This window comes from Myroides odoratus, from assembly GCF_965118575.1.
Lineage (GTDB): Bacteria > Bacteroidota > Bacteroidia > Flavobacteriales > Flavobacteriaceae > Flavobacterium > Flavobacterium odoratum_B.
On record NZ_CBCPHW010000008.1, the window covers coordinates 1 to 24,221 of the forward strand.

The 24,221-nt window shown below is 38.5% G+C and carries 18 protein-coding genes and 1 pseudogene; 8 read left to right on the forward strand and 11 right to left on the reverse strand.

Annotated elements, in window-relative coordinates; all coding sequences use genetic code 11:
* Nucleotides 1-741: pseudogene (locus ACMHJ2_RS08005) on the reverse strand (hypothetical protein); the annotation flags it as partial.
* A 998-nt stretch (nucleotides 742-1,739) separates the two neighbouring features.
* Here ACMHJ2_RS08005 and ACMHJ2_RS08010 point away from each other — a divergent pair.
* From ACMHJ2_RS08010 to ACMHJ2_RS08035, 6 genes are all read left to right on the forward strand, one after another.
* The gene (locus tag ACMHJ2_RS08010; RefSeq protein WP_290297108.1) at nucleotides 1,740-2,585 is read left to right on the forward strand and encodes an RteC domain-containing protein; all 846 of its coding nucleotides are present in this window, start codon (nucleotides 1,740-1,742) and stop codon (nucleotides 2,583-2,585) included.
* Between the two features lie 250 nt (nucleotides 2,586-2,835).
* Nucleotides 2,836-3,192: a helix-turn-helix domain-containing protein gene (locus tag ACMHJ2_RS08015; protein WP_290297111.1), complete on the forward strand. Its 357-nt coding sequence runs from the start codon at nucleotides 2,836-2,838 to the stop codon at nucleotides 3,190-3,192.
* Between the two features lie 13 nt (nucleotides 3,193-3,205).
* Nucleotides 3,206-3,496 carry a helix-turn-helix domain-containing protein gene (locus ACMHJ2_RS08020; RefSeq protein WP_290297113.1) on the forward strand — a complete coding sequence of 97 codons (291 nt, stop codon included), beginning with the start codon at nucleotides 3,206-3,208 and terminating at the stop codon, nucleotides 3,494-3,496.
* 99 nt (nucleotides 3,497-3,595) lie between these two features.
* Nucleotides 3,596-5,071 carry a DUF3945 domain-containing protein gene (locus ACMHJ2_RS08025; protein ID WP_290297115.1) on the forward strand — a complete coding sequence of 492 codons (1,476 nt, stop codon included), beginning with the start codon at nucleotides 3,596-3,598 and terminating at the stop codon, nucleotides 5,069-5,071.
* A gap of 6 nt (nucleotides 5,072-5,077) precedes the next feature.
* The gene (locus tag ACMHJ2_RS08030; RefSeq protein WP_290297117.1) at nucleotides 5,078-7,162 is read left to right on the forward strand and encodes a type IA DNA topoisomerase; all 2,085 of its coding nucleotides are present in this window, start codon (nucleotides 5,078-5,080) and stop codon (nucleotides 7,160-7,162) included.
* Nucleotides 7,162-8,040, forward strand: a complete 879-nt coding sequence (locus ACMHJ2_RS08035; RefSeq protein WP_290297119.1) for an ORF6N domain-containing protein — start codon at nucleotides 7,162-7,164, stop codon at nucleotides 8,038-8,040. The genes ACMHJ2_RS08030 and ACMHJ2_RS08035 overlap by 1 nt, the downstream gene beginning before the upstream one ends.
* A 30-nt stretch (nucleotides 8,041-8,070) precedes the next feature.
* On the opposite strand, the gene ACMHJ2_RS08040 is transcribed toward ACMHJ2_RS08035, so the two are convergent.
* From ACMHJ2_RS08040 to ACMHJ2_RS08050, 3 genes are all read right to left on the reverse strand, one after another.
* The gene (locus tag ACMHJ2_RS08040; RefSeq protein ID WP_290297121.1) at nucleotides 8,071-8,247 is read right to left on the reverse strand and encodes a histone H1; all 177 of its coding nucleotides are present in this window, start codon (nucleotides 8,245-8,247) and stop codon (nucleotides 8,071-8,073) included.
* A 62-nt stretch (nucleotides 8,248-8,309) separates the two neighbouring features.
* The gene (locus ACMHJ2_RS08045) at nucleotides 8,310-9,068 is read right to left on the reverse strand and encodes a hypothetical protein (RefSeq protein ID WP_378170089.1); all 759 of its coding nucleotides are present in this window, start codon (nucleotides 9,066-9,068) and stop codon (nucleotides 8,310-8,312) included.
* Nucleotides 9,069-9,150: 82 nt separating this feature from the next.
* On the reverse strand, nucleotides 9,151-10,674 hold the full coding sequence (locus ACMHJ2_RS08050) for an AAA family ATPase (RefSeq protein WP_290297125.1): 1,524 nt from the start codon (nucleotides 10,672-10,674) through the stop codon (nucleotides 9,151-9,153).
* Between the two features lie 241 nt (nucleotides 10,675-10,915).
* Here ACMHJ2_RS08050 and ACMHJ2_RS08055 point away from each other — a divergent pair, with 241 nt between their 5' ends.
* Together ACMHJ2_RS08055 and ACMHJ2_RS08060 are read left to right on the forward strand one after the other, a co-directional pair.
* Nucleotides 10,916-11,353 carry a DUF1896 domain-containing protein gene (locus ACMHJ2_RS08055; RefSeq protein WP_290297127.1) on the forward strand — a complete coding sequence of 146 codons (438 nt, stop codon included), beginning with the start codon at nucleotides 10,916-10,918 and terminating at the stop codon, nucleotides 11,351-11,353.
* Nucleotides 11,340-16,742: an N-6 DNA methylase gene (locus ACMHJ2_RS08060; protein ID WP_378170090.1), complete on the forward strand. Its 5,403-nt coding sequence runs from the start codon at nucleotides 11,340-11,342 to the stop codon at nucleotides 16,740-16,742. Before ACMHJ2_RS08055 ends, ACMHJ2_RS08060 begins: the two co-directional genes overlap by 14 nt.
* Before the next feature lie 7 nt (nucleotides 16,743-16,749).
* Here the strand turns inward: ACMHJ2_RS08060 and ACMHJ2_RS08065 are convergent, their stop codons facing one another.
* From ACMHJ2_RS08065 to ACMHJ2_RS08095, 7 genes are all read right to left on the reverse strand, one after another.
* Complete coding sequence (locus ACMHJ2_RS08065; protein WP_290297129.1) at nucleotides 16,750-17,589, reverse strand: RteC domain-containing protein; 840 nt, start codon at nucleotides 17,587-17,589, stop codon at nucleotides 16,750-16,752.
* 72 nt (nucleotides 17,590-17,661) lie between these two features.
* Complete coding sequence (locus ACMHJ2_RS08070; protein WP_290297131.1) at nucleotides 17,662-18,456, reverse strand: patatin-like phospholipase family protein; 795 nt, start codon at nucleotides 18,454-18,456, stop codon at nucleotides 17,662-17,664.
* A gap of 92 nt (nucleotides 18,457-18,548) precedes the next feature.
* Nucleotides 18,549-18,800: a hypothetical protein gene (locus ACMHJ2_RS08075; protein WP_290297133.1), complete on the reverse strand. Its 252-nt coding sequence runs from the start codon at nucleotides 18,798-18,800 to the stop codon at nucleotides 18,549-18,551.
* 45 nt (nucleotides 18,801-18,845) lie between these two features.
* On the reverse strand, nucleotides 18,846-19,340 hold the full coding sequence (locus ACMHJ2_RS08080; protein WP_413512436.1) for a hypothetical protein: 495 nt from the start codon (nucleotides 19,338-19,340) through the stop codon (nucleotides 18,846-18,848).
* A 226-nt stretch (nucleotides 19,341-19,566) separates the two neighbouring features.
* Complete coding sequence (locus tag ACMHJ2_RS08085; protein ID WP_290297135.1) at nucleotides 19,567-19,812, reverse strand: transporter suffix domain-containing protein; 246 nt, start codon at nucleotides 19,810-19,812, stop codon at nucleotides 19,567-19,569.
* 11 nt (nucleotides 19,813-19,823) lie between these two features.
* Entirely contained in the window at nucleotides 19,824-21,134 is a 1,311-nt protein-coding gene (locus ACMHJ2_RS08090) for a TolC family protein (RefSeq protein WP_290297136.1), read from the reverse strand.
* On the reverse strand, nucleotides 21,134-24,214 hold the full coding sequence (locus tag ACMHJ2_RS08095; RefSeq protein WP_413512437.1) for an efflux RND transporter permease subunit: 3,081 nt from the start codon (nucleotides 24,212-24,214) through the stop codon (nucleotides 21,134-21,136). Before ACMHJ2_RS08095 ends, ACMHJ2_RS08090 begins: the two co-directional genes overlap by 1 nt.
* Nucleotides 24,215-24,221: the final 7 nt, after the last annotated feature.

Consider the following 24,221-nt stretch of genomic DNA (forward strand, 5'->3'; position numbering starts at 1 on the left):
ATTCGCTATTTCGGATACCGCTAAACGAACTGAATCGTTATTGGAATCGGTAACAACTAAAAAATCACCAACTAAAGTAAAACTTACGTTAGTTGTATTTAATGCAGACCAATCGATTTCGTGTTTCACACCATTTTCATCGTAATAAAAGAACTTATTGGTGGTTGAATCGTAATTTACATTTCCATAGGTATTCTTTAATTCATTGATAATATTTTCAATGAACTCATTATTGTTAGTAATATGATTGATAAAATCAATATTATCCCCAAGTTTAGTTACGAACTCATTATTCTCAACCAAATTAGTAATAAATGTGCTGTTATTGGCAATAGCTGCAATAGATAGGTACACACTGTGATTTTCAGTATCTGTAATAATTAAAGATTCCTCCCCATTTTTAGTTGGATTTCCTCCAATTGTAAATGTATTATTTTTCCGATCTGTAAAAGTATCATCAGACAGTAATGCAGTCCAAGCATTTGATTTCCAATAATAGAATCCTGCTTTTAAATTGCTATTCCCTATATGATAAACCAAAAGGCTTTCAACCATTTCACCTACAATTGGAGAGCGATTATTTCTAGCTTCCAATTCTACTCTTGGTAAAAGAACTCCTTTTTTAATTGATACAATATCTAATTGTGCGGAAGTGGCTGCATTTTTAGTCCCAATACCAATTTGAGCCATTGCTGTGCCACTTAGTAAAAGGACTACTAGTGGAATTACTCTTCGAATCATATTCTGTATTTTTTTGTTAGATAATTCATAATTGTCAACTACACAAAGGTACATTCATTAAATATAATTACACAACAATCCTTAATTATTACAAATATTCACAACAAAATCAAAATAAAATAAAGAATACTACACCAATATATGTCAAAATTATATTTTAATCATTTTTTGTATTTTGTTAAAAAATCTCACACCATCACTTAATTATTTATAAAAATCTAAAAAATGGAATAACTTAAATATAGATGCCCCTGTGGCGCAACAGAATCTCAATATGTGTATTTTCTATGTCATTCAAAATAATGTGTTTTCTTTATCTTGATTTTTTCACTTTTTGGAGAATTATTTCTAAAAATTGCAAAAACACGGCCACTAAAATCTCAATAAGTGAAAAAAATGAGCTAAAAAATGAGACCCAAAAAATATATAACTCTGTATCATAGACAGCTCATTTAAACACAAAAAGAACCAAATAGAGTTATATCATTAGAAATCTACTATTTAAGTTTAGAATTCATTTAAAAAAAATCGTAATATGCGAAAAACTAGTCCTCGACCTGTATCACATCATTCTAACACATCACCTTAATATTTACAATTTGTAGATAAAAAAATCTCTACATCTGTTACGTATACATCCTTTTACCACTATTCCTTTTTTACCAACTGGACTAGAACCGAAAGAGGGATTTAGTGGTCGTTTAAAAAAATCCATTTGAGAAGGAAGTTTTTTTTTAAAAAAAAGATTAGTTAAGTTGAAAGCAGCTTATAAAGAGTAGCTTATAAAAAAGGAAATCGTTTTCGGTAACGATTTAGTAATGGTGCTAATTGCATACATTCTCATTCATTTTCCTTGTAACAACATTACAAATGTAGAAAAATCTTTCCCAAGTTGGGAAGAACTTGGGAAAGATTCTCATTTTTAATAACAAAGTTTGTGATTTAAATCAGGAAAACCAGATTTTAAAATCTGGTGCTTCCAGTAAAAAATACGGACTATGAAATACTCTTTACAAAATATCATTTTAGAGATACACAAGAAAGAAGATAAGGTTTCATCACAAAACAAAAGTCTGATTGATGAGGCACATGAAATGATGTTATATCTCCAAGACTTATTGCTTTCAGTCAAAAAGTTAATTGCTGAAGAGAAATTTAAAAATGACGTAGAGGAGATTACTTTCTTTCGCAATACAAAACCGCAGATACTCGGGAAATTGATTTACTATAATAAGGTTTATCGTACCGAAACGGCCTGTCCAGTTAGTAATGGTAAAATGTATAACAGCTACTTTTCTAAACAGTTGACTAATCTGAAGCGGGAGTATATTGAGCATATATGTAATTCCGATTTCTATAGGTATTACCGCTCGGGAAGAACAGATCGTGATAACTCATATTTTAAACGAGGCAATATAAACTATCACGATGGATTAAACAGCATTGTATTCGAAATGGATCCATCTTTTTCAACATTTTTCGACTATAAAGTTTCTAGAATTATTGCGAATGAATTACTCTATTCGTACCTGCTTACAAAAATCAATCCCGATGAAAACCCTGATCTGATTTTGCAAAACTCGGAAAGTTACAAAGATATATTCTGGACGGACAGTAAAAATTCTCTTGTTGAGCTAATTTATGCCCTCCATGCTTCAGGGGCTATTTCACACGGCAAGATTGGTATCCGAAAAATAAGCCTAATGTTCCAAATACTTTTCCGGATCCCATTAAATGATCTACATCATGCTTTCCATCGAATGAAAACAAGGGCAGGTTCCCGAACGGCATTTTTAGACCAACTCAAAATATCCCTCGAAGAATATATGGATAAAGACCTTTAGCTGTTTCAATACAGTAATTTAAAAGCAGTACTCAAAACGTACTGCTTTTTCTTTGCCCATATATGCCAATTGGCAAATGTTGATAAAACTCCCTCTCAACATATCTACAATACATTTAAATCCTTATGAAACAAGGGTTTTTCCTGTTTGCAAAAAAAATTCAAAAAACTGCCAAACCAATTGGCAAGGCTTGGCAGACAAACACTGCCACCTTTCACAATTTTGCATAGTGAACTTTAAATGCTGTGCAATGAAAATTATAACCATTGAAGAAGAAGCGTGGCAACAGCTAAACAGCCGTATCAATGCCATTGCCGACTACCTGAAAAGACAGGAAGATGAAAGCTATGATGACCTGTGGCTCAATAACCACGAGGTATGCCAATATCTGCACATCAGCGAGAAAACATTGTGGCGTATGCGTACCAAAGGCGAAGTAGCTTATTCAAAAATCTACGGTCAGTATTTCTACACCATTGGAGCAATTAAGAATATGCTTAATACTAATGCCATACAGAGCAGTGATGAGTTTGTACAGGAGCTAATGGCAAAAGGCAAAAGCTATATCGAAAAAGGTAGAAAGCTAAAGACCACTAAAAACCCTTAAAAGTATTTTTCCTATGAATATTGACAGAATGGAATTTTTGGCGTGGATGGAACGCCTGATGGGTCGCCTCGATATGTTGGGTGATAACATAGATGGTTTACAAAAGAAACGTAATAGTATCGACGGCGAAGAATTGTTGGATAATCAGGATTTGTTGCAAATGCTAAAAATCAGTAACCGTTCCCTGCAACGGTATCGCTCCATCGGTAAACTGCCCTATTATACTATTAGCGGTAAACTGTATTACAAGCTGTCCGATGTGCATCAGTTCATAAGGGAAAGTTTCAACCCTCCTACAAAATGAACGCCAATAAGTGACAAACACTGCCTTTGAATGCCACTTCGGGCAATGCGGTGAATGCTTCCTTTACATTGGGCGGTGAACTTTTAAAATTTTGAGACTATGAGTGAAGAAACCACAAACAAACAGGAAATGCCAGAACAATTATCGGACATATTATTGGTGCTGGACAAAGAAAAAATGAAAATCCAAGCCGTAAAGAGTATTGATGAGAATGGGAAAATGGAAACCGTTGAACCCACGAAGAAAAACCAAAATCAGTTTATGCGTGTAGACAAGAGTGGCGATTTCTTTTCCAACTTCTTCTCCAATTTTTTTAGCCAGTTAAAGAACCCTACTAATTTTTCATTTTTCAAAGTGCCTGCACCTATCGCCGTTGAGAAAGCACAGGAAATGCAGAAGCAGGTAGATAAACCAACTCCCGAAGGCGAAAAAGTAATGAAAGAACACGAGGTAAAAACGGGACCTCAACAGGATATAAAACAAGAAAATCAAAAAAATATGGAAACAGCACAGACAACGCCGGATGTAAGCGAATACCGCTACAAACCGGAGCAGATTGATTGGGACACAATGACCAATCTCGGATTAAGCAAGGAATACCTTGAAAAGAGAAACCTGCTTGACCCTTTACTGAAAGGTTATAAAACTAATGAACTCTTACCAATTGGTGTTAACCTGGGCGGTACTATTCTCCGTACAGATGCCCGCCTGTCATTGCAGCAAGCCGAAGACGGAAAAGTTGTGGTGGGAATACACGGCATCAGAAAAGAGCCTAATCTACATTTTGAATTTTTTGGACACAAATTCACGGATGAAGACAAGAAAAACCTGCTCGAAACACGTAATATGGGGCGTGTAGTTGATTTGAAAAACACCAAAACAGGCGAACTAATGCCATCCATTATCAGTATAGACAGGCTGACAAACGATGTAATTGCACTGCGAACGGATTTTATAAAAATTCCCGATGAAATTAAGGGAGTGAAATTGGACGATGCCCAAAAGCAAACATTAATAGAGGGTAAACCGCTAAAGTTAGAGGGAATGATTTCCACGAAAGGAACTGAATTTTCAGCAATGGTACAGTTCAATGCAGACAAGCGTTATGTTGAGTTTCTGTTTGACCGCAATAATTCCAACAGGCATACCCAAAGCAACGGTAAAATCCAAAACAATGGACAAAGTAACCAGCAAAGCCAGCCACAGGAAGCTCCAAAAACATTCAGAGGCAAGGAACTGACCGATGAGCAGCACAAGGATTTCAAAGCTGGGCAGACGGTTTACATTGACGGATTGAGGGATAAAAAAGGGCAACCGTATCAAGGTTATATCACTTTCAACAAGGAAACAGGAAAAACCGACTTTGCCTTTCCAAGCCAGGTTAAGGCACAGGCAAAACCTGCCGAAACAAATAAAACGCAAGTTGCCGTCAATTCGGAGGGAAAGACCAACGAAGCGACCAAAAATATCAACGAGGCTTTGAAGTCCGGACAGCAAACACCTAAAAACAAACAACAGCAGGAACAACAAGAAAAGCCTAAAGCACCTGCAAAGTCCAAACGCAGAAAAATGTAGTAAAATATGAAAACAATAATTGCAGAAAAACCAAGCGTAGCAAGGGAAATAGCCGGACTTGTGGGAGCATCTGATAAAAAGGAAGGCTACCTGACAGGTAACGGCTATTTTGTTACGTGGGCATTCGGTCATTTAATAGGATTGGGAATGCCCGAAGATTACGGTATTACGGGATTTGACAAAGCATCATTGCCGATACTCCCCAACCCGTTTTTACTGACCGTCCGGAAAGTAAAAAAAGACAAAGGCTATACCGCTGATGCAGGTGCGTTGAAGCAACTGAAAATAATAGACCAGCTTTTCAACCGTAGCGATAGCATTATTGTAGCTACCGATGCAGGACGTGAGGGCGAACTCATCTTTCGCTATATATATGAACACCTCAAATGCAAGAAACCATTTGAACGGCTTTGGATAAGCTCGCTTACCGAAAAAGCCATCAAGCAAGGCTTTGACAACCTAAAAGACGGGGCAGCATTTGACGGGTTGTATCGGGCAGCACAAGGCAGAAGCCGTGCCGATTGGTTGGTGGGCATCAATGCTACACAGGCATTAAGCATTGCCGCAAGTAACGGGGTTTACTCGCTCGGCAGGGTGCAAACGCCCACACTGGCTTTGATATGCAGGCGTTATCTCGAAAACAAAAACTTCTCGGTAAAGAAATATTGGCAGATACAGTTGTTGCATCACAAAGCAGGTATTGATTTTAAAAGCCTTTCCAAAACCAAATGGGAAGACCAAAAACTCGCCGATGATACATTGAAAGCCATTCAGCGAAGCGATACGGCTACAATTACATCAGTAGAAACCAAGAACGTTACAGAACAACCGCCTTTGTTGTTTGACCTTACCGGATTGCAAAAGGAAGCCAACAAAAAGTTGAATTTGTCTGCCGAAGAAACCCTAAACATTGCCCAAAGCCTTTACGAAAAGAAGTTTATAACTTACCCACGCACAGGGAGTAAATACATTCCCGAAGATGTATGGGCAGAAATTCCCAATCTCGTGAGAGCATTGCAGGATAGAGAAACCTGTAAGCAAGCCGTAGCCAAAGTAAAATGGGGTCGTTTCAACAAACGTATCGTGAACGACCTGCGTGTTACCGACCATCACGGTTTGCTGATTACGGATAAAATACCGTCTGCCCTTAACGCTAAGGAAAATGCGGTTTATGATATGATTGCCTTTCGGTTGCTCGAAGCTATTTCACAAGCCTGTATCAAGGAGATAACCGATATTGCTATACAGGCATTGCATTACGATTTTATGGCAAAAGGCTGTAAGATTATGGAAGCAGGCTGGCGTTCCATTAAAGGGAGTTTCTCGGATGATGATACCGAACCTATACAGGATTTGCTCGAACTGAAAAAGGGTGATGAACTCAAAATTAAGGAAGCCACCGTTTTGGAAAAGCAAACCAAACCGCCTGTGCTTTATACCGAAGCAGGGCTTTTGTCGGCTATGGAAAGTGCCGGAAAGGAAATCGAAAACGAAGAGGAACGTAAAGCCCTGCAAAATATTGGTATTGGTACGCCTGCAACAAGGGCGGCGATTATCGAAACCTTGTTTACCCGAAATTATATCCAAAGGGATAAGAAATCCTTAATCCCGACTGAAAAAGGATTGCAGGTATATGAACTCGTAAAAGACCGCAAAATTGCAGATGTGGCAATGACCGCTGAATGGGAATTGGCATTACAGAAAATAGAAAACAATGAAGCCGATGCCGGAGCATTTCAAAAGGAAATGGAAATCTATGCTTCATCTATTACCAATGAACTATTGCAAACTTCCATTGCCAACGGCAACCTGCCCAAACTTAACTGCCCGAAATGTAAAAGCCAGCAACTCATTATCCGTGATAAGATAGTGAAGTGCCCTGATGAAGTTTGTAGTTGGGTACAGTTTCGCAATGTGTGTGGCGTACAAATTGGGATAGCCGATATTGAAAGCCTTGTCAATAAAAGAAAAACTTCGCTCATCAAAGGAATGAAAAGCAAGGCAGGAAAGAAGTTCGATGCCTATATCGTATTGAATGAGCAAGCCGATAGTTCCTTTGAATTTGAGCAAAGCAAAAATTACAAGAAGTAATGGAAAATAAACCTAACATTAGTACAACGGAAATCAGAAATCTGATTTATTCCATACGTGGCAAGCAAGTAATGCTGGATAGCGACCTCGCTTCCTTATATCAAGTGGAAACAAAGAACCTCAACAAAGCTGTAAAAAGAAATATTGAAAGGTTTCCGGCTTCTTTTTGCTTTCAACTTAATGAAGAGGAAGCCAGCAACTTGAGGTTCCAATTTGGAACCTCAAGTTTGAACTACGGTGGAAGACGTTATCTGCCCTACGTTTTTACCGAACAAGGAGTCGCAATGGCTTCAGCCATACTCCGTTCAGATATTGCCGTCAAAATAAGTGTTGAAATTATGGAAGCTTTTGTAGAAATGCGGCGTATGCTTATCAGCAATGCTTCTTTGTTTCACAGGTTGGATAAAATAGAGCTGAAGCAACTGGAAGCCGACCAAAAATTTGAAGAATTATTTAAGGCATTGGAAAGCGATAAGCTCCACAGCGAAAAAGGTATTTTCTATAACGGGCAGGTTTTTGATGCCTATACGTTTGTTTCCGATATTATCCGAAGTGCCGGAAGCTCCATTATCCTGCTTGATAATTATGTGGACGATACGGTACTTACTTTATTGGGCAAACGCAATACAAATGTAACTGCCACCATCTATACCAAATCTATAAGCAATCAATTACGGCTGGATTTGCAACGGTATAACAGCCAATATCCTCCCATTGAGGTTGAGGTTTTCTCCGATGCCCACGACCGATTTTTGATTATTGACGATACGGAGCTTTACCACATCGGGGCATCACTCAAAGACCTGGGCAAAAAATGGTTTGCCTTTTCGAGAATGGATATTGAAGTCGGCAGTATGCTTCAGATACTTAATAAATAGCAAACCCTCCAAATTTGGAGGGTTTTATCATTATGCTTTACAAGCTTCTAAAGATGATTTTCTAAATTCTTTCAACAGTTTTTCTAACTCTAAAGAAGTTTTACGAGCTCTTGTTCCTGCGGCTTTGTTTCCTTTTTCTGCCTGTAATTCTGCATCTGCTTTTAATGTTTCAAAGCTAGCATTGATTTTTTCGATTAGTTCGTTCATTATGATAATGGATTAAAATTTCTGATCAAAAGTATAAAATAAGTTTTAATGCTTTTATTAAGTTATACCTGTAATTGTGCTGTTATACTTTTATAGTAAACCTTCAGAGCATCACGTTCATCTTTCCCAACATAGCTATTATGTGCTACTAAACAGCGAATTTTATATAGTTCATCAATCATTACATTTAACCAATGTTCATTTTTCTTCGGGAAATATTTGCCAAATATCGCCCAGTTCCCTACTATAATTTTGCCCAACTCTATAAAATCACAATAAAATAGATCATTGCCTCCACGCAATGGCAGATACTTGCTTTCCTGTTCACTTTTCTTTAGCTTGTCTATCGTTTCCTGCACTTTTTTAGGGATAGTAACGGCTTCCGTTTTCATAATCTCCTCAATAAATATTCTCAGCGAATTTTCTATGCAGTAGAGATACAGGTACACCTCCGACATTTCCTTTCCCCTTTGCTGGATATCCTCGGGCAACAAATTCAAATGTCCGAAGTTGACACTCTGCTGTATTTCTTCAATAGAGTCCAATAAAGTATCTTCATCTGCAATTAATGCATAGAAGATTTCATTGATGTATTTCCGGCGTTCGGCATATCCACCTTTAGCCTGCATTTCCCTTCTGAATTCTTTCAGCGATGCACAAATTTTAAATTCTTTGGATTGATTTTTTTTAAACTTTGCAGTCTGGTTCAGTTCATTCTTCAATCCCCTATATTCTTTCTCCTGTTCTTCGCTAATGGTCACATCTGTCGATGCACCGGAAACCAAAATCTTTAATCTTTCGACTTTTTCTATATAATTCATTTCTTAAAAATAGTACATTTTAATATTAACTTATCGTCAACTTCCACCGAGCATTTCAAATAGAGTTATTCGTTTGATACTATCAGAATATTGGTCCAAACAGCTGATGGAGTTGCGGATGGTTTGCAGGGCAATAGTTCTGAGCATAATACTCTGCAAGTTTTATTTTGATATAATTTTCATCTCTGTTTGTGTAGTTTGCTATGCGCTCAATGTAATAATCTATCCTTATTTTCGCTGCTTTTCGTGGATTTGCAGGGTATTGACGTCCACGGTTTTGCTCATCAATAATGATTTGAGCAATATCAAAGACTTCATTAAAAATATCCCTTAATGGTTGGGCATGGTTGTGTGGCTGGTCGTTCAATAATGTAACAAGCCCCAATTCGGGCGTGATAGGCAAAAATTTTATCCTTGCCTGATTGGCGACATAAAGATTAAGTAGTTCCTGCTGGCTTCCACTCCTGTTTGCATCGGCCTGTATAGCCTGTATATCTGGCAATGCGTCAGCATCTAGAAAGGCATATACGCCTGTATTCTGTGGTATCAGGTAATTTGAACATGAAATGGTAAACCGTAGTGTTTGCGGCCATCCTCCAACGGGAAGTATCTTGATAATTGGTCTGCGGTGCTGCACCAATGTGCCAAAATAGTAATTCAGAAGTTGTTCAATGATATATTTGGCATAGTCATCCTCTACGAAAAGAACCAAATCCGGTTGTACCTCTTCCTGTATGGCCATATTTTGAAGTGCCAGAGCTGGATAACAGTCGTACTCTACATTTACGTGCCCATTTGTGGGGTTGCGTTCCAGATAAATAAGCTTTGATGCCTTCTTGATAAGACTGCTGGAATGTGTAGATAATATAACCGTAAGATTTTTTTGAACGGCCATTTTTTGAAGAAATGTAAGAAAGCTGACCTGTACCTTTGGATGTAAAGCAAGCTCTATCTCATCAATCAATATCAGGGAGTCGTCCGCAATGTTTTCCAACTGGAATAAAGCATTTAATATCAAAAGTTCTCCAAGGCTGAAATTCTTTTCGGTGTAATATTGATTTTGGTGCCCTACACTTTTGGCAGGCAAAAGAAAACCGTAATTTGCCCGGCCATTTCCTCTTCCTTTACCATCCAGTTTCTTTCTTCTTAGCTCAGTGTATTTAGTGGTGTGAAAGATTTCATTCATTGATGCTTTGTAGAATGTCGGAGCGGCCTGAATGCCCCTGGTATTCAATTCTTCATTCTGCACATAAAAGCGTTCTACATTGGACGATACCAGAAAAGCATTGGTGTAGCCCATAGTATTTAACAAGGAGGCTTTTCGTTTTGGAGTAGGAGCCCATCTTGTATTTCTGTAAGTATATTCCACAAAGGAACCATTGTTCTCATACCTTATTTTGGAATTTCTAAAGCTATCAAATTGATTATTGCTGCTCGATTTGAAATGTCTTTGAAATGCATAAGAGTCGGTTAGTCTCTGTAAACAAGCTAATAACGTCGTTTTACCGGATCCATTCACTCCAGTAAGAACATGAATGCCACTTCTCGGGATATTAAATTCCAATCTGGTTATACTTTTTAGGTTTTCAATAATAATTTTTCCCATTCAATGTGTGATAAGTATTTTATGGTTAGTAGTCAATATTTTTTCGCAGTTTCATCTTATACTCAAATAGCAAACAAAAGGATATCATGATTTTTTTCAAAAATACAAATTAAATCCTTTGATAATAGTTTGTTTTACGCCAAGTATCGCCTCTCAAAGCCAAATCCTACCACTTCTATAAAGGCTCTTTGCTACCACTCTAATTTTAGGTTTTACACAAAATTCTAAACAAAATTATAGTATGGTTACACAGCAAAAAGACCTGTCGTATTTCAGATTACGACTACAAGAATTATTAAACACGAGCTTTCCCGAAAAAGCCACCGACCAAAAGTTTATAGACCAGCGTTCTTCGTGGGCTTCAAATGCCTATGAGGGTGCTTTTCGTTCGGGAAACACCATTGAGCAATGCAACGAAATAGCCAATTACATTCTGTTTGAACATCTGTACTTCTCGAAATTCGATACAGTTTTTCAAGTAGTCTGCAATGAGTTTGACACCATAATGGCAGATGAGGAACTGCGACCGTTTGCCCTTAAAATGTTCCCCGTTTGTGAGGCTATTTTCTCCAGTTATGAACTAACTGATGATTTCGCTTATAACACAGCGTATGACCTGCTCTATACCGAACTGACCGGAACCATCGCAATATGGATCGAGGAAAATGGACTTCAGTAAAAAGCAACATCTCCAACAGAACATTGATGCCCTGCGAATTGCTTTTAAACTTGAAAAGGAGAACCGACAAGCCACCGTAGGCGAAAGACTGCTAATGATGCAATACAGCGGATTTGGCGGTCTTAAATTCGTTCTGAACCCCATAGAGAACGAAATAGACATCAATAATTGGAGAAAAACGGAACACGACCTTTTCCTGCCCACTCAGGAACTCCACCAGCTTCTTAAAGAAAATTCTGGGAACGATAAGCAATACCGCAGGTATGTAGACAGTATGAAAAGCTCCGTACTTACTGCTTTTTACACACCGCCACAGGTCATAGATGCGATTTCCGCAACCTTGCGTGAAAGCGGTCTTACCATTAAAAATTTCCTCGAACCCTCCGCAGGTATCGGCTCATTTGTACAATCCTTTTCTGAAAATCAGCAACCCAATGTTACCGCCTATGAAAAGGATCTACTGACAGGCAAAATACTAAAACAACTCTATCCCGAAAGCAAAGTACGTGTAAGCGGTTTTGAGGAAATACCCGAAAAAGAACAAAATAGCTATGATGTAATTGCAAGTAACATTCCTTTTGGAGATACCTCCATATTTGACCTATCTTATTCCCGAAGCAAGGACAGTGCAAAAGTTCAGGCAGCCAGAAGCATTCATAATTACTTTTTTTTGAAAGGAACTGATATGCTTCGCGATGGTGGCTTGCTAGCCTACATCACTTCACAAGGAATTCTGAACAGCCAAAAAAATGAGCCCATACGCAGGGCACTGATGCAGGAAAACGATTTGGTCTCAGTTGTTCGGCTCCCTAATAATCTATTTACGGAATACGCTGGTACAGAAGTCGGCAGCGATCTGATTATCCTGCAAAAGAACAAGGCAAAGCAAGGCTTAACTGAAAGAGAAGAATTATTTTGCCAAAGCAAACCAACCGAATACAACACACCTGGCAATGCTTTATTAAAGGAAAGTACGAGGATTGTACATACCGACAGTAAATTAGATACCGACCCTTACGGGCAGCCTGCCTTAATTTATACACATAAAGACGGTGTTGCCGGAATAGCCAAAGACCTTAAAGGAATGCTTTCTGATGATTTTGGAATGTATCTGAATTTGGGGCAGTATCGTGGCGAACGTAATGATGAGCCAGTGATACGAATTCCGGTTGCGCCAAAGGTTACAACTCCGGTTGACGAAACTGTAAATATACGACGGGAATTAAAGCCCTTATCCATTTCAGTAACAAATGGAAACAGTCCGCAGGAATTGAAGCAGCTAAGTATTTTCGACCTGTTTACAGATATTGCTGAACCTTTGGCGGTTGTTTCTTCACCCAAAAGAACGACGAAAAAGCAAAGCACTAACAAAAGAAGAGGTGCAATTGGTCGCCAGACCGACCTGTTTACAGCAATGCAACAGCCTTATTTGCCTCCTGTTACCAATAAGGCAAGTAATAAAGATACGGCATCCAACGGACAAAAACAGGAAATCATCGGTGATCTGTTTTCAAACATCAAGGGGAATGAGCTGACTGATAGGCCAGCAATTCCCGCCACCATTCCTGAACCTGCTCCGTATGGTGGCGAACCGAAATCGTTCCACCGCAACGATTGCCTTGTGGCGGATAAGGATTGGGTTGGCCACCTGCAAGATGTAGATACATCAGGCGGTACGCCAGTTTTCCACCCTTTGCAATTACCACCTCTGCAAAAAGCAAGAGCCGAAGCGTATATTGCTGTACGTGATATTTATCAACAGCTTTACACCAAAGAAGCTGAACTTCATATAGAACATAAGGAAGAAAGGCAAACACTGAACCGCCTATATGACGACTTTGTAAAAAGGTATGGCAACCTCAACAGTGCCGATAATATCAAGCTCATTAAAACAGACAGTGCAGGCAAAGAAGTCCCTTATTTGGAGCGTGTAATTGGTGGCGTGGTACACAAAGCCGATATATTCAGCCATCCTGTAACTTTCTCTACCGTAACGATAGCAACAGACAATCCCGAAGAAGCATTGGCCGCATCGCTGAACAAATATGGCGGTGTGGATTTGGGCTATATGTCCGAAATAAGCAGTATGCCCGATGATGCTTTGAAAGAAGCTTTACACGGTCGTATTTACTATAATCCGGTGCAAAAGGAATACGAAATAGCAGAACGCTGGGTTGCAGGTAACGTTGTAGAGAAAGCCCAAGATGTAAGAACCTACATTGAGAACAATCCCGATGATAACCAGGCCAAAGCAAGCCTTACCGTTTTGGAGGAAGCAAGACCAAGACGCATCGAATTTGAGGAACTGGATTTTAATCTTGGTGAACGCTGGATACCAACTGGCATTTACGCCCGGTTCGCTTCGCATATTTTTGATACTGAGGTACGTATCCATTATTCTGAAAGTTCCGACGACTTTTCAGTCACCTGTAATCAGGGAAATCAAAATATATGGGAAAAATATGCGGTAAAGTCCGAGAGCCGGACATTTGACGGTATTGCCCTGCTCAAACACGCATTGGTAAATACCACACCTGACATCACAAAAAAAGTAATGATTGGCGATCAGGAAGTGAAGGTACGGGATATGGAAGCCATACAGATGGCGAATACGAAGATTGATGAAATGCGTACCGGATTTAGCGAATGGCTTCACGCTCAAAACGATGAATTTAAAAGAAGGCTTACCGACCAATACAACGACACCTTTAACTGTTTTGTAAGACCAAATTACGATGGGTCACATCAGGACTTTCCGGGACTGGACCGTAAGGCATTAGGTATACAAGATTTGTACTCCAGCCAAAAGGACACTGTTTGGATGATAAAATTGAATAACGGTGCCATCTGCGACCACGAAGTAGGTGCGGGAAAAACATTGGTAATGTGTACCGCAGCGCATGAAATGAAGCGTTTGGGATTAGCGCACAAACCGATGATCATCGGGCTGAAAAGCAATGTACATGAAATTGCTGAAGCCTACCGCACCGCCTATCCACATGCAAAAATTTTGTTTCCGGGCAAAGAAGATTTTACGCCCCAAAAACGGCTAAGAATTTTTGGGGATATAAAAAATAACGATTGGGATTGCGTGATACTTACACATGACCAATTTGGGATGATACCACAGTCGCCCGAAATACAAAAAGAAATCTTAGAAATAGAACTGGACAGCGTAGAGCGTAACCTCGATGCCCTGCAATCGCAAGGCAAGGAAGTTACCAGAGGTATGCTTGCCGGAGTAATCAAGCGGAAAGAAAACCTTGAAGTAAAGCTCAAAACCCTTGAGCACGATATTAAAAACCGCAAAGATGATGTGGTGGACTTTAAAAAGATGGGCATTGACCATCTTTTTGTAGATGAGAGCCACCAATTTAAAAATCTGATGTTCAATACAAGGCATACTCGGGTTGCCGGATTGGGCAATGTGGACGGAAGCTTGAAGGCAATGAACCTGCTCTTTGGCATCCGTACCATTCAGGACCGCACTGGTGCGGATATGGGCGCAACCTTTCTTTCGGGCACGACGATCAGCAACTCATTAACGGAATTGTATCTCCTGTTCAAATACCTGCGGCCAAAAGCAATGGAAAAACAGGGTATCCATTCTTTCGATGCCTGGGCAGCTATCTATGCAAGAAAAACGACCGATTATGAATTTTCAGTGGCTAATAATATCGTCGCAAAAGAGCGCTTCCGATACTTTATCAAAGTGCCGGAACTTGCTCAATTCTATTCAGAAATTACAGATTACAGAACGGCAAAAGATATAGGCATTGACCGCCCAAATAAAAATGAAGTATTGTATAACATACCGCCTACACCAGATCAGGCTGTATTTATCCAAAAGCTGATGGAGTTTGCCAAAACCGGGAATGCAGAACTTTTGGGAAGAGCTCCCTTATCTCAAAGCGAAGAAAAGGCAAAGATGCTTATTGCTACGGATTATGCCCGCAAGATGTCGCTTGATATGCGAATGGTAAGCGGCAGATATGAAGACCATCCTGATAACAAGGCTTCACATTGTGCGACAAATATTGCTAAATATTACAACCAATATAATGCGCAGAAAGGAACGCAGTTTGTTTTCTCTGATCTGGGAACCTACAAGCCGGGCGAATGGAATGTCTACTCAGAAATCAAGCGCAAGCTTGTGGAAGACCACGGCATACCTGCGCACGAAGTCCGCTTTATTCAGGAAGCTAAAACCGATAAGCAGCGTAAGGAACTTATTCAAGGGATGAACGAGGGCAAGGTCCGCGTGCTGTTCGGCTCAACAAGTATGCTGGGTACAGGCGTAAATGCTCAAAAAAGAGCCGTTGCCGTTCATCATTTAGATACGCCGTGGAGACCGAGCGACCTTGCTCAAAGGGATGGCAGAGCCGTTCGTAAGGGCAATGAGATTGCAAAATTCTTTGCTAATAATAAAGTAGATGTCATCATCTATGCGGTAGAAAAATCATTGGATAGCTATAAATTCAACCTGCTGTACAATAAGCAGCTATTTATTGACCAGTTGAAAACCAACAATCTTGGCAAACGTACTATTGATGAAGGCAGTATGGACGAAAAATCGGGAATGAACTTTTCAGAATATGTAGCCATCCTGTCGGGAAATACAGAGCTATTGGATAAGGCCAAACTGGAAAAGCAGATTGCGGGGCTGGAAAGTGAAAAACAAGCTTTTAACCGCTCCAAGTTCAGCGCAAAGTACAAACTGCAAGACTTTACAGAATTACTGGATAGTGCCCAATCAAGGTTAGGCCGGATCAACCTTGATTGGGAAAATTTACAAGGTCGCTTACAAAAGCATTCTGATGGTACAATTGCAAACCCCGTCCAATTGAGCGGTCTACCACTGAATGCCGATGTTAAACAAATTGGTAAAAAGCTGAACCAACTTGCCGATAAAGCCCGTACCGGAGGCCAATATGAGGAAATTGGTAGCATTTATGGATTTAATCTATTGGTAAAAACCGAAGTGACTGAAAAAGAAGGAGTAGATATTCGGGTAAACCGTTTTCTGGTACAGGGCGAAGGAAATATCAAATACAACTATAACAATGGACTAATGGCGAAAGATCCGGAAACCGCATCGATGAATTTTTTAAAGGCTTTGGAAAAACTCCCTGGTTATGTGAAACAAGAACAGGAGAAAATTTCTGAACTGAAGAAAGACCTGCCTATTCTTCAAGAAGTGGTCAATGGTACCTGGACTAAGGAAAGCCGGTTAGGTGAACTCAAAACAGAACTGGCAGCCGTAGAAAGAAAGATACAATTATCTATCGCTCCCCAGTTGAAGACACAAGCAGATAATCAAAATGAAATTAAACCTCCAGAATTAAATGCTTCAATAACAAAGAACAGAACTATTAAAAATACATTTTAACCAAATATCATATATTTTCTGATCTATCATCTTGTTCATCCATTTTTTTGCTTAAACCATCTCGAAGAGAGTCTAAAAACTTAGTTTTATTGATTTTTCTGTTTCGTAACTCTAGATAAGTGTGATAAAAATCTCCAAGATCTATATTTAACATCCTTGAAAATGCTCTTGATATCTGTTTAATATCAGCATGCCCGTGATCTAATACTCCTTGCGCTTGCAAAGCATAAATAAGCTCAACCAGCGCTGCCTTACTTCCTGTCCAATTCAGAGATTGTTGTGGATTTTTTGTAGTTAATATGTTCGAAAGTCTAAAAATCCTATCTTCAATATATAGTTGAATAAGATCATTTGCTAAAATTTTTGCAACTTTATAGTCATGGCTAGTACTAAAGCTATGGTCTGTCTCAAAATAGTAAGTATCTAAGCTAAGTTTTATGTCATATTTCCCTCTCAAAAAATATTTATCATCTAGATAAGTGCTATTTGTTTTATAATATCTGTAAAATTCAAGATTATTATCAAAATATCGCTTTAATTTGGTAATCTCATTTTTTAAGTATTTTCTCGTTGCTTTTTCTCCGCCACAAGGTATTTTAGCTTCGATTTTATAAATACCATTGTAATAAATCAACTTGGCAACAAACTGCGGTTTTATCTTCTTAAAAAAACAGATTTCTTCATTCGTATCCTTAAAACCTCGGTCGATGATAAACTCTTTTACCTCATTCAGTTTTTTTTTGGCAATTTCGATTGCATCTTCCGCGAATAACATTGTTTTATCGCATGATAAATCATTTAGGTGATCATTTAGCTGCTGTAATTTGTCATAACAGTATTTTTTCATCTATTATATTGTTGCCCTTTATGAGTTATGAAATTAGATTTAACTTCTGCCAAGAGGTAATGGTTCACTAAATCATGGCATTGATCTGTTATTATGCTCCATTAAAGAAAGTAAATCATTTTGAAATTTTTTGGCATGTTCATATCCTATTTGATATATTTCATCCATATGTTTTGTGTCAAAAGTAGAAAACTTTCGAAGTTCTCCAGGCTGTATAAAAACGTCACAGTAATTTGCTCCGTCTTTATCTATTTTTGAAGTTATTATTCGGATAATCCTATCTACAATTTCACCATATCCCAATGGCCCCTTAGTAAGCTCAATAGAATTCACATTCACACCGACACTCTTTCCACACGTTGCATTTATATGCTCACTAGGAAAATTATTGAGTATCCCCCCGTCGCATAATATTGTGTCATTGTGATAATTGACTGGAATAAAAACCATCGGAAAACAACATGAAGATTTAATTGCAAAACTTAGTGAACCTTGATTGAATACTAAAGACCGGGCATTACTAAGATCAGTAACGGAAACATATAATGGTACTTTGAGTTGCTCAAAGCTGTCATGAGGGATATACTTCGTGATAATCCTTTCAAATATATCTGGACTGAATAGCCCTCCACTACCTCGGAACAAATCTGAGTAGTTGAAAAAGTTTTCTGTTTTTGCAAATTTGAAAATCTCAACAGGAGTGTAGCCTTCAGCAATAAATGCACCGATAAGTGCACCTGCACTTGCACCTGAAATAGCATCAAATGAGATTCCTAACTCTTCCATATATTGGAGAACACCGAGGTGAGCTATCCCTCTAAACCCACCTCCCGAAAGCGTAATCCCAATTTTATTATTTACTATCATTATTCAATTGCCTTTCCTACTTTAGATTATAATTATTCGACATTATTGAGTCGCTAGCTCATAATTTGTCTGAAAAATATTAACTTGATGAGTTACATTATAAATATCTTATACTCCCTACTAGGTCTGGATGGAACTAACATTGTCTTAATCCACGAGGGATCTAATGCCTTGCCTTCATAATCTAGAAAAGAGTTCGTAATTATTCTCGCCAAATCTTCTGGATTGCCGCCAATTAATGGCTTACCCTCGAAATATAGTTCGTTATGTAGCTGAAAAAAAATATCTACAATCTGCTCTACCGAACAGTTAATTTTTATTTTTTGTGAATTTACTTCATCCATAATCTTTTATTTTTTTTGTTAATCAGAACTTATACTAGCGTTCTATCATCTTTTTTGATTGCTCAAATTCGTACGAAACCCTAAAGCGATATTGGTACCTCCAAGCTTACTTCCAAATACATGAGATCGCCTTAGAGCGTTGAAATGTTGTAATTCGATATAAGCGACAAACCTTTTATTAACACGATATGATGCAAAACCACCCAATCGATAAGTTTCATAAGCTTTTGTTTTCGACTGCGTATTAATACTGGCAATACTTCCTTGAACCTCTGTAAAGGGGCTTGTAAGCCACAAAACACCAAACCCCGCAAAACCTCCAATTTCAAATCTATCTCTAATACCTTTATTCAATCCGATATCTGTGAACGCCCCGATTAAAGATCGATTACCTTTGTTTACAATGGAAAATCCATCGACCGACCTAGTATTTGTAAAACTGTAGAGTGATATCTCATATACTGCTCTGAAGAATATATTCTTGTTGTACCGATATTGGAAGCCAGTCATCGTTCTTATACCAATGTTACTATGCTTCATAAAATCTGAACGTGGGATACTTATACCAAATGAAGTAGTAATCTCTATTTTATCTCTATAGCTGTTACTTATGGTGTCTTGAGAAAATACATGGTTGCTAAAAAAGAACAAAAAAACAATTGATATCAAACACCTATTATTAGATGGGATCATTTTCCCAATAATTTAAATTATCATGTACATTCATGTAGTATATAGCCATTTATATTGTTAAATATTTTTATCTCTATGGGTTATTAGTTTTCTTACTGAATAGGCTTTTGAACCACTGCTTTATTTTACCCCAATATTCTTTTCCTAGGAGGGCTATAGCTGAGAGGAAAAATACCTCGCCAACAATAACGACCGTAGTTGTCACAATTGCCTTATTGGGAATGTCAGTAAACGGCAGTATAGGTGCGCCAATCCAGCATATGATCGTGATGGCAAAAAATATAAAACCAAGTGTCTTTTTAAAATTGCTTTTTTCCATTGTTATATAATTTATCTTCCTGTTTCTCTTAGATAGATGTATCTGGCAACCAGAAATCCTGTATAGGCTTCTGTATGTTTATCTCTGCTCTGTTGTAATAGCGACTGGGCATCAATAAGATCGCTTAAGATGCTCAGACCATTTTGGTATTGATCTTTGTTTATCCGCACATTTTCCTCGGCTGTCTCTATGGCCTGTTTAGCCAATAATATCTTGTTGTAATTTTCATTTAATTTGTTCCAATAACTCTGGAACATGACAAGAAGCTTTTGATCAGTATCTGTTTTCTCGTATTCTGCCCTGTCTATCTGAGTTTGCTTTTTACGGAGATTGTAAGAACCTCCCCACCAGTCTGAAATGGGAAGTGATAAAGTTGCGTGAACCATAGTAGACGGATTTGTATTTTTGAAAATATCATTGTACTGGTAATAGCCAGCCCCAACACCAAAGTATGGAAGCAATTTACCACGTTCTATTTTCTTTTCCAGTTGTTTCGCTTCAATGTTTTTACTTAGGAGCTTATGCATATTCGTATTTGTTACGGCCTGGTTATGATCCACAAGGAGAGTAACGGGATTGGAAATATACTCTTGATCCTTTGTTTCAATTTCGAATTGACCGCCATCTACGTTCATTAATTGTGCAAGCTGAATTTTTAATAAGCTGATGCTGTTTTCTAGCTCCACACCACTTGTCTTTATCTCATTTTGTTTTAACTGTACCTGTAGTAGATCATTCCTATTTGTTACACCTGCATCTACAGCAACTTTCACGTCGCTAAATAGATTATCGGCTAGATTTTTCATTACGTCAATAGTTTTGCGTTTCTCATATAGGGATACTAATGTCCAATAGTATTGCTCTACACTTACCAGTATATTTTTTTTAGCTTCCTGAGTCTGATATTTACTGACATCTTCGCCTAACTCAGCTAATTTATTTCCATAATAAATTTGTCCTCCTGTAAAAACGGGTTGTTCCAAAGATATACCTAGCATATATCCATTTCTCTTGTCCCTTACATTAGGCATCCCAGGAAAACTTGAACCAAGCATGTTTATCATTTCTGCAGATTCTTTACCAATCATCCCTTCCTTTAGATGATATCCAAATCCAAATGCATTAACTTTTGGAAAATAGCTGGTAAAGGCTTCTTTTTTAGTTAACGATGCTTCCTCCATTGATAAGCGGTCAGCTTTTAGAGCATTGTTATTCTTTAACGTGAGTTCCTTGCATTGCTCTAGCGTGTAGTTTGTCTGTGCTGATGCACCACTTGTAACCAAAAGGAAAAGAGCAAAAAATATATAGTGAACAGATTTCATTATTTTACGATGTTAGTATCCTGTTTTCTGTATACGAGCCAATAAGAGACAGGCAGGATTGTTAATATAAAGACCATAGAGAACAGTGCTCCAAAACAGATGATAGCTGCCATTGGCCCCCAAAGTGGGCTTCCAACAACCAACATTGTAATTACGCCAACCGATGCTGCCACTGAAGTAAGAACGATTGGTCTCATTCTTCTTCTTCCAGCTTCCAATGCAGCTTCTTTTACGCTCATCTTTTCAGTTTTTCTAAGCTTATCAGCGTAGTCAAAAAGGATAATTCCATTTCTCATTACAATACCAATAAGACATACAAATCCTAGGACAGAGGTCATTCCGAATTCAAATCCGGTTACCCATATTCCGAATGCTGCACCGAAAAAGCAAAGAATTGTAGATGCCAGCGTCAGGTTCGCCAGACTGATCTTCTTGTAGTGGAAAACAAGTACAAAATAGATGATGAATACGGCTATTAGAAGAGCAAGAAGCGTTTGTGGTATCGACTCTTCATTTGATTCTGAAACACCGCCATATTTAACGTCAATATTTTTATACTCCTTATTCTTGAGAAGAGAATCAACCTTATTACTTACACTAGGAAATATATCATTTGGATTTACATTTCTTTTCAGATCTGCAAGTACAGAGATGGTATAAATGCCATTGCGGGTATTTATTTGTCCATCTCTCCATGCAGGTGAAACTTCGGACACTTGATTTAGCGGAACGGATACCCCGGCCATGTTTGGTACGTAAATATTACCCACACGATTAAGTTCCCGTAAACTGTCTATTTCGCCTCTTAGGGTGACATTCATCTTGTAGTCATTCTCCCAAACATTTGTTATATCAATTCCTTTATTAATAACGCCAAGTTCTTGAGCGACAGAATTGTTGGAGATTCCTTGACGGTTGGCAAGCTGTTGGTCTATATTTATCTGTACCGACGACGATGGGTTTTCTACATCGTTATGCACCCAAAGGAATTCATCCATTTTAGATAAATCACGGATTAGCTCCTTAGACATCGACTTTAATGTGGCTGCATCAGCACCTGTCAATCGTACATCTATAGGATAGCGTACCACTTCATTATCGAGCTGCTTGAAGAATACATAAGCTCTTGGAAAATGAAAGGCATATTTGTCCGCATATTCATTCAGTAGTTCTTCAGTAGCTTTATTTGATTTGGTGTTTACAATAAATTGAGCATAATTTTTAGAAGGCATATTTGGTGAATAACCTGAATGGAAACGTGGCGAGCTTGCTCCTATAAAAGAAGTAATCGATAAAACGCGATCATCCTTTTTTAGGATTTTTTCCAGACTGTCAGCCACTTTTTCGGTTTGAACCAATGAATTTCCGTGTGGAAGATAAATTTCGACTGCAAACAGATCCCGTTCTGCAATTGGCATCATTCTCATCTTCGCATTGCCCAGCATCAACATAGCCAACACCACAGAAGTTATTAATATGGACATCGTTAGCACCGGACGTTTAAAGAATACGGGAAGTATCTTATCATAGCCCAACTGGATCCTGTCAAGAAAACTTTTCTTAGTGTCTTTCTTATCTTTATGCAGACCCTTTTTTATCAGTATATACTGCATAAAGGGAATAATAAACAACGCTACGGCAAGAGAAACAAAGAGTGTAATTGTCAACGTCCACGGGTAGGAGAACATAAAATCTCTATTCGGCCCCTTCAGCGTGATAAGAAAAGGAAAAAATGTAACACTAATGATAAGCGTTGCTGAAACAAGCGATTTAAAGTACTCTCCTGCACCTGCAATAGATGCATGCCAACGGGACATTCCTTCGTCGAGATGCTCTATATAACTGTCGACAATAACGATACAGTCATCTACAATCAAACCTAGTACAACAATAAGTGCGGCAAACGTAACAACGTTTAATTCAAAACCTGCTGCATACATAATCCCCAATGAAATAAAAATCGTGATGGGAATAGAGGTAGCTGCCACTGCAGCAACACGTACCGGCATAAAAAATACAGTAACAAGTACAACCGAAATTATGGCGATGAGCATCTCTACCAGAAACTCGTCCACAGATTTTTGTACAACCTTTGATTGATCGACAATGGTACTGATCTTAACATCGGCAGGAAGTTTGGCTCCCTCCTCTAAAAGAATTGAGTTTAATTCGTTGCCGAAACGAGTAATATCGTTTCCGGTCTGCATCTCCACAGACATCAATAGGCACTTTTTCCCGTTATTCTTAATAAAATCGTCAGGTGCAGGATATTCTCTGACAACATTGGCTATATCCTTTAAGCGAAGAATGTCCGTCTGTCCATCGCCCCTTATAATCTGGTTAGCAATGTTCTGCTCGGTCTGATTTGCGGTGTTAAGATAGATTGGAATGGACATATCTCCATTATCTATATCGCCTGCATATCCTTTCAGTCCCTGTGTATAGAGTACTTCTCCGATTTGCTGAGCTTGGATGCCATTCTTTGCCATTTTTTCCTTATCCAGATAGATGGCAATCCTTTCTTTTTGCTGGCCTGATTTTGTCAATTTTGAAACTTCGGGTACCTGTCTTAGTCTGGATTCTATTTGTTCCATATAGCCTTCAAGCTGTCGATAGGTCTTACTTTCAGACTCGACTGAAAACAGTAAAGCTGAAGTTTCGCCAAAATCTGAATCTACTATCAATGCCAATACCTCAGGAGGCAGTTCCTGTTTTAGTTCGTTTAATCCATGTCTTATTTTTGCCCAGACTTCATCCTTGTTTTTTACATTATCATTCAGCGTAATATAAACGTAAACAATGCCGTCTTTGGATTGTGAATAGGTAGCCTTTCTTTTTACTTCTTTATTTTTGAAAAGATGTTCTTCCAAAGGCTTGGTAAGCTGTTTTGCAACCTGTTCTGAATTTGCTCCAGGGTATATTCCTGCAATAATTCCCTGATTAATAGTTACGGTTGGATATTCTTGTTTGGGCATATAGAGCAGCCCGCCAATTCCTGCGATTAGAAGTAGTGCTGTTACCAAAAACACGACTTTATGGTAACGCATAGCCCATGCTACCGCTTTAATATTATTTGCCATTTCTTTT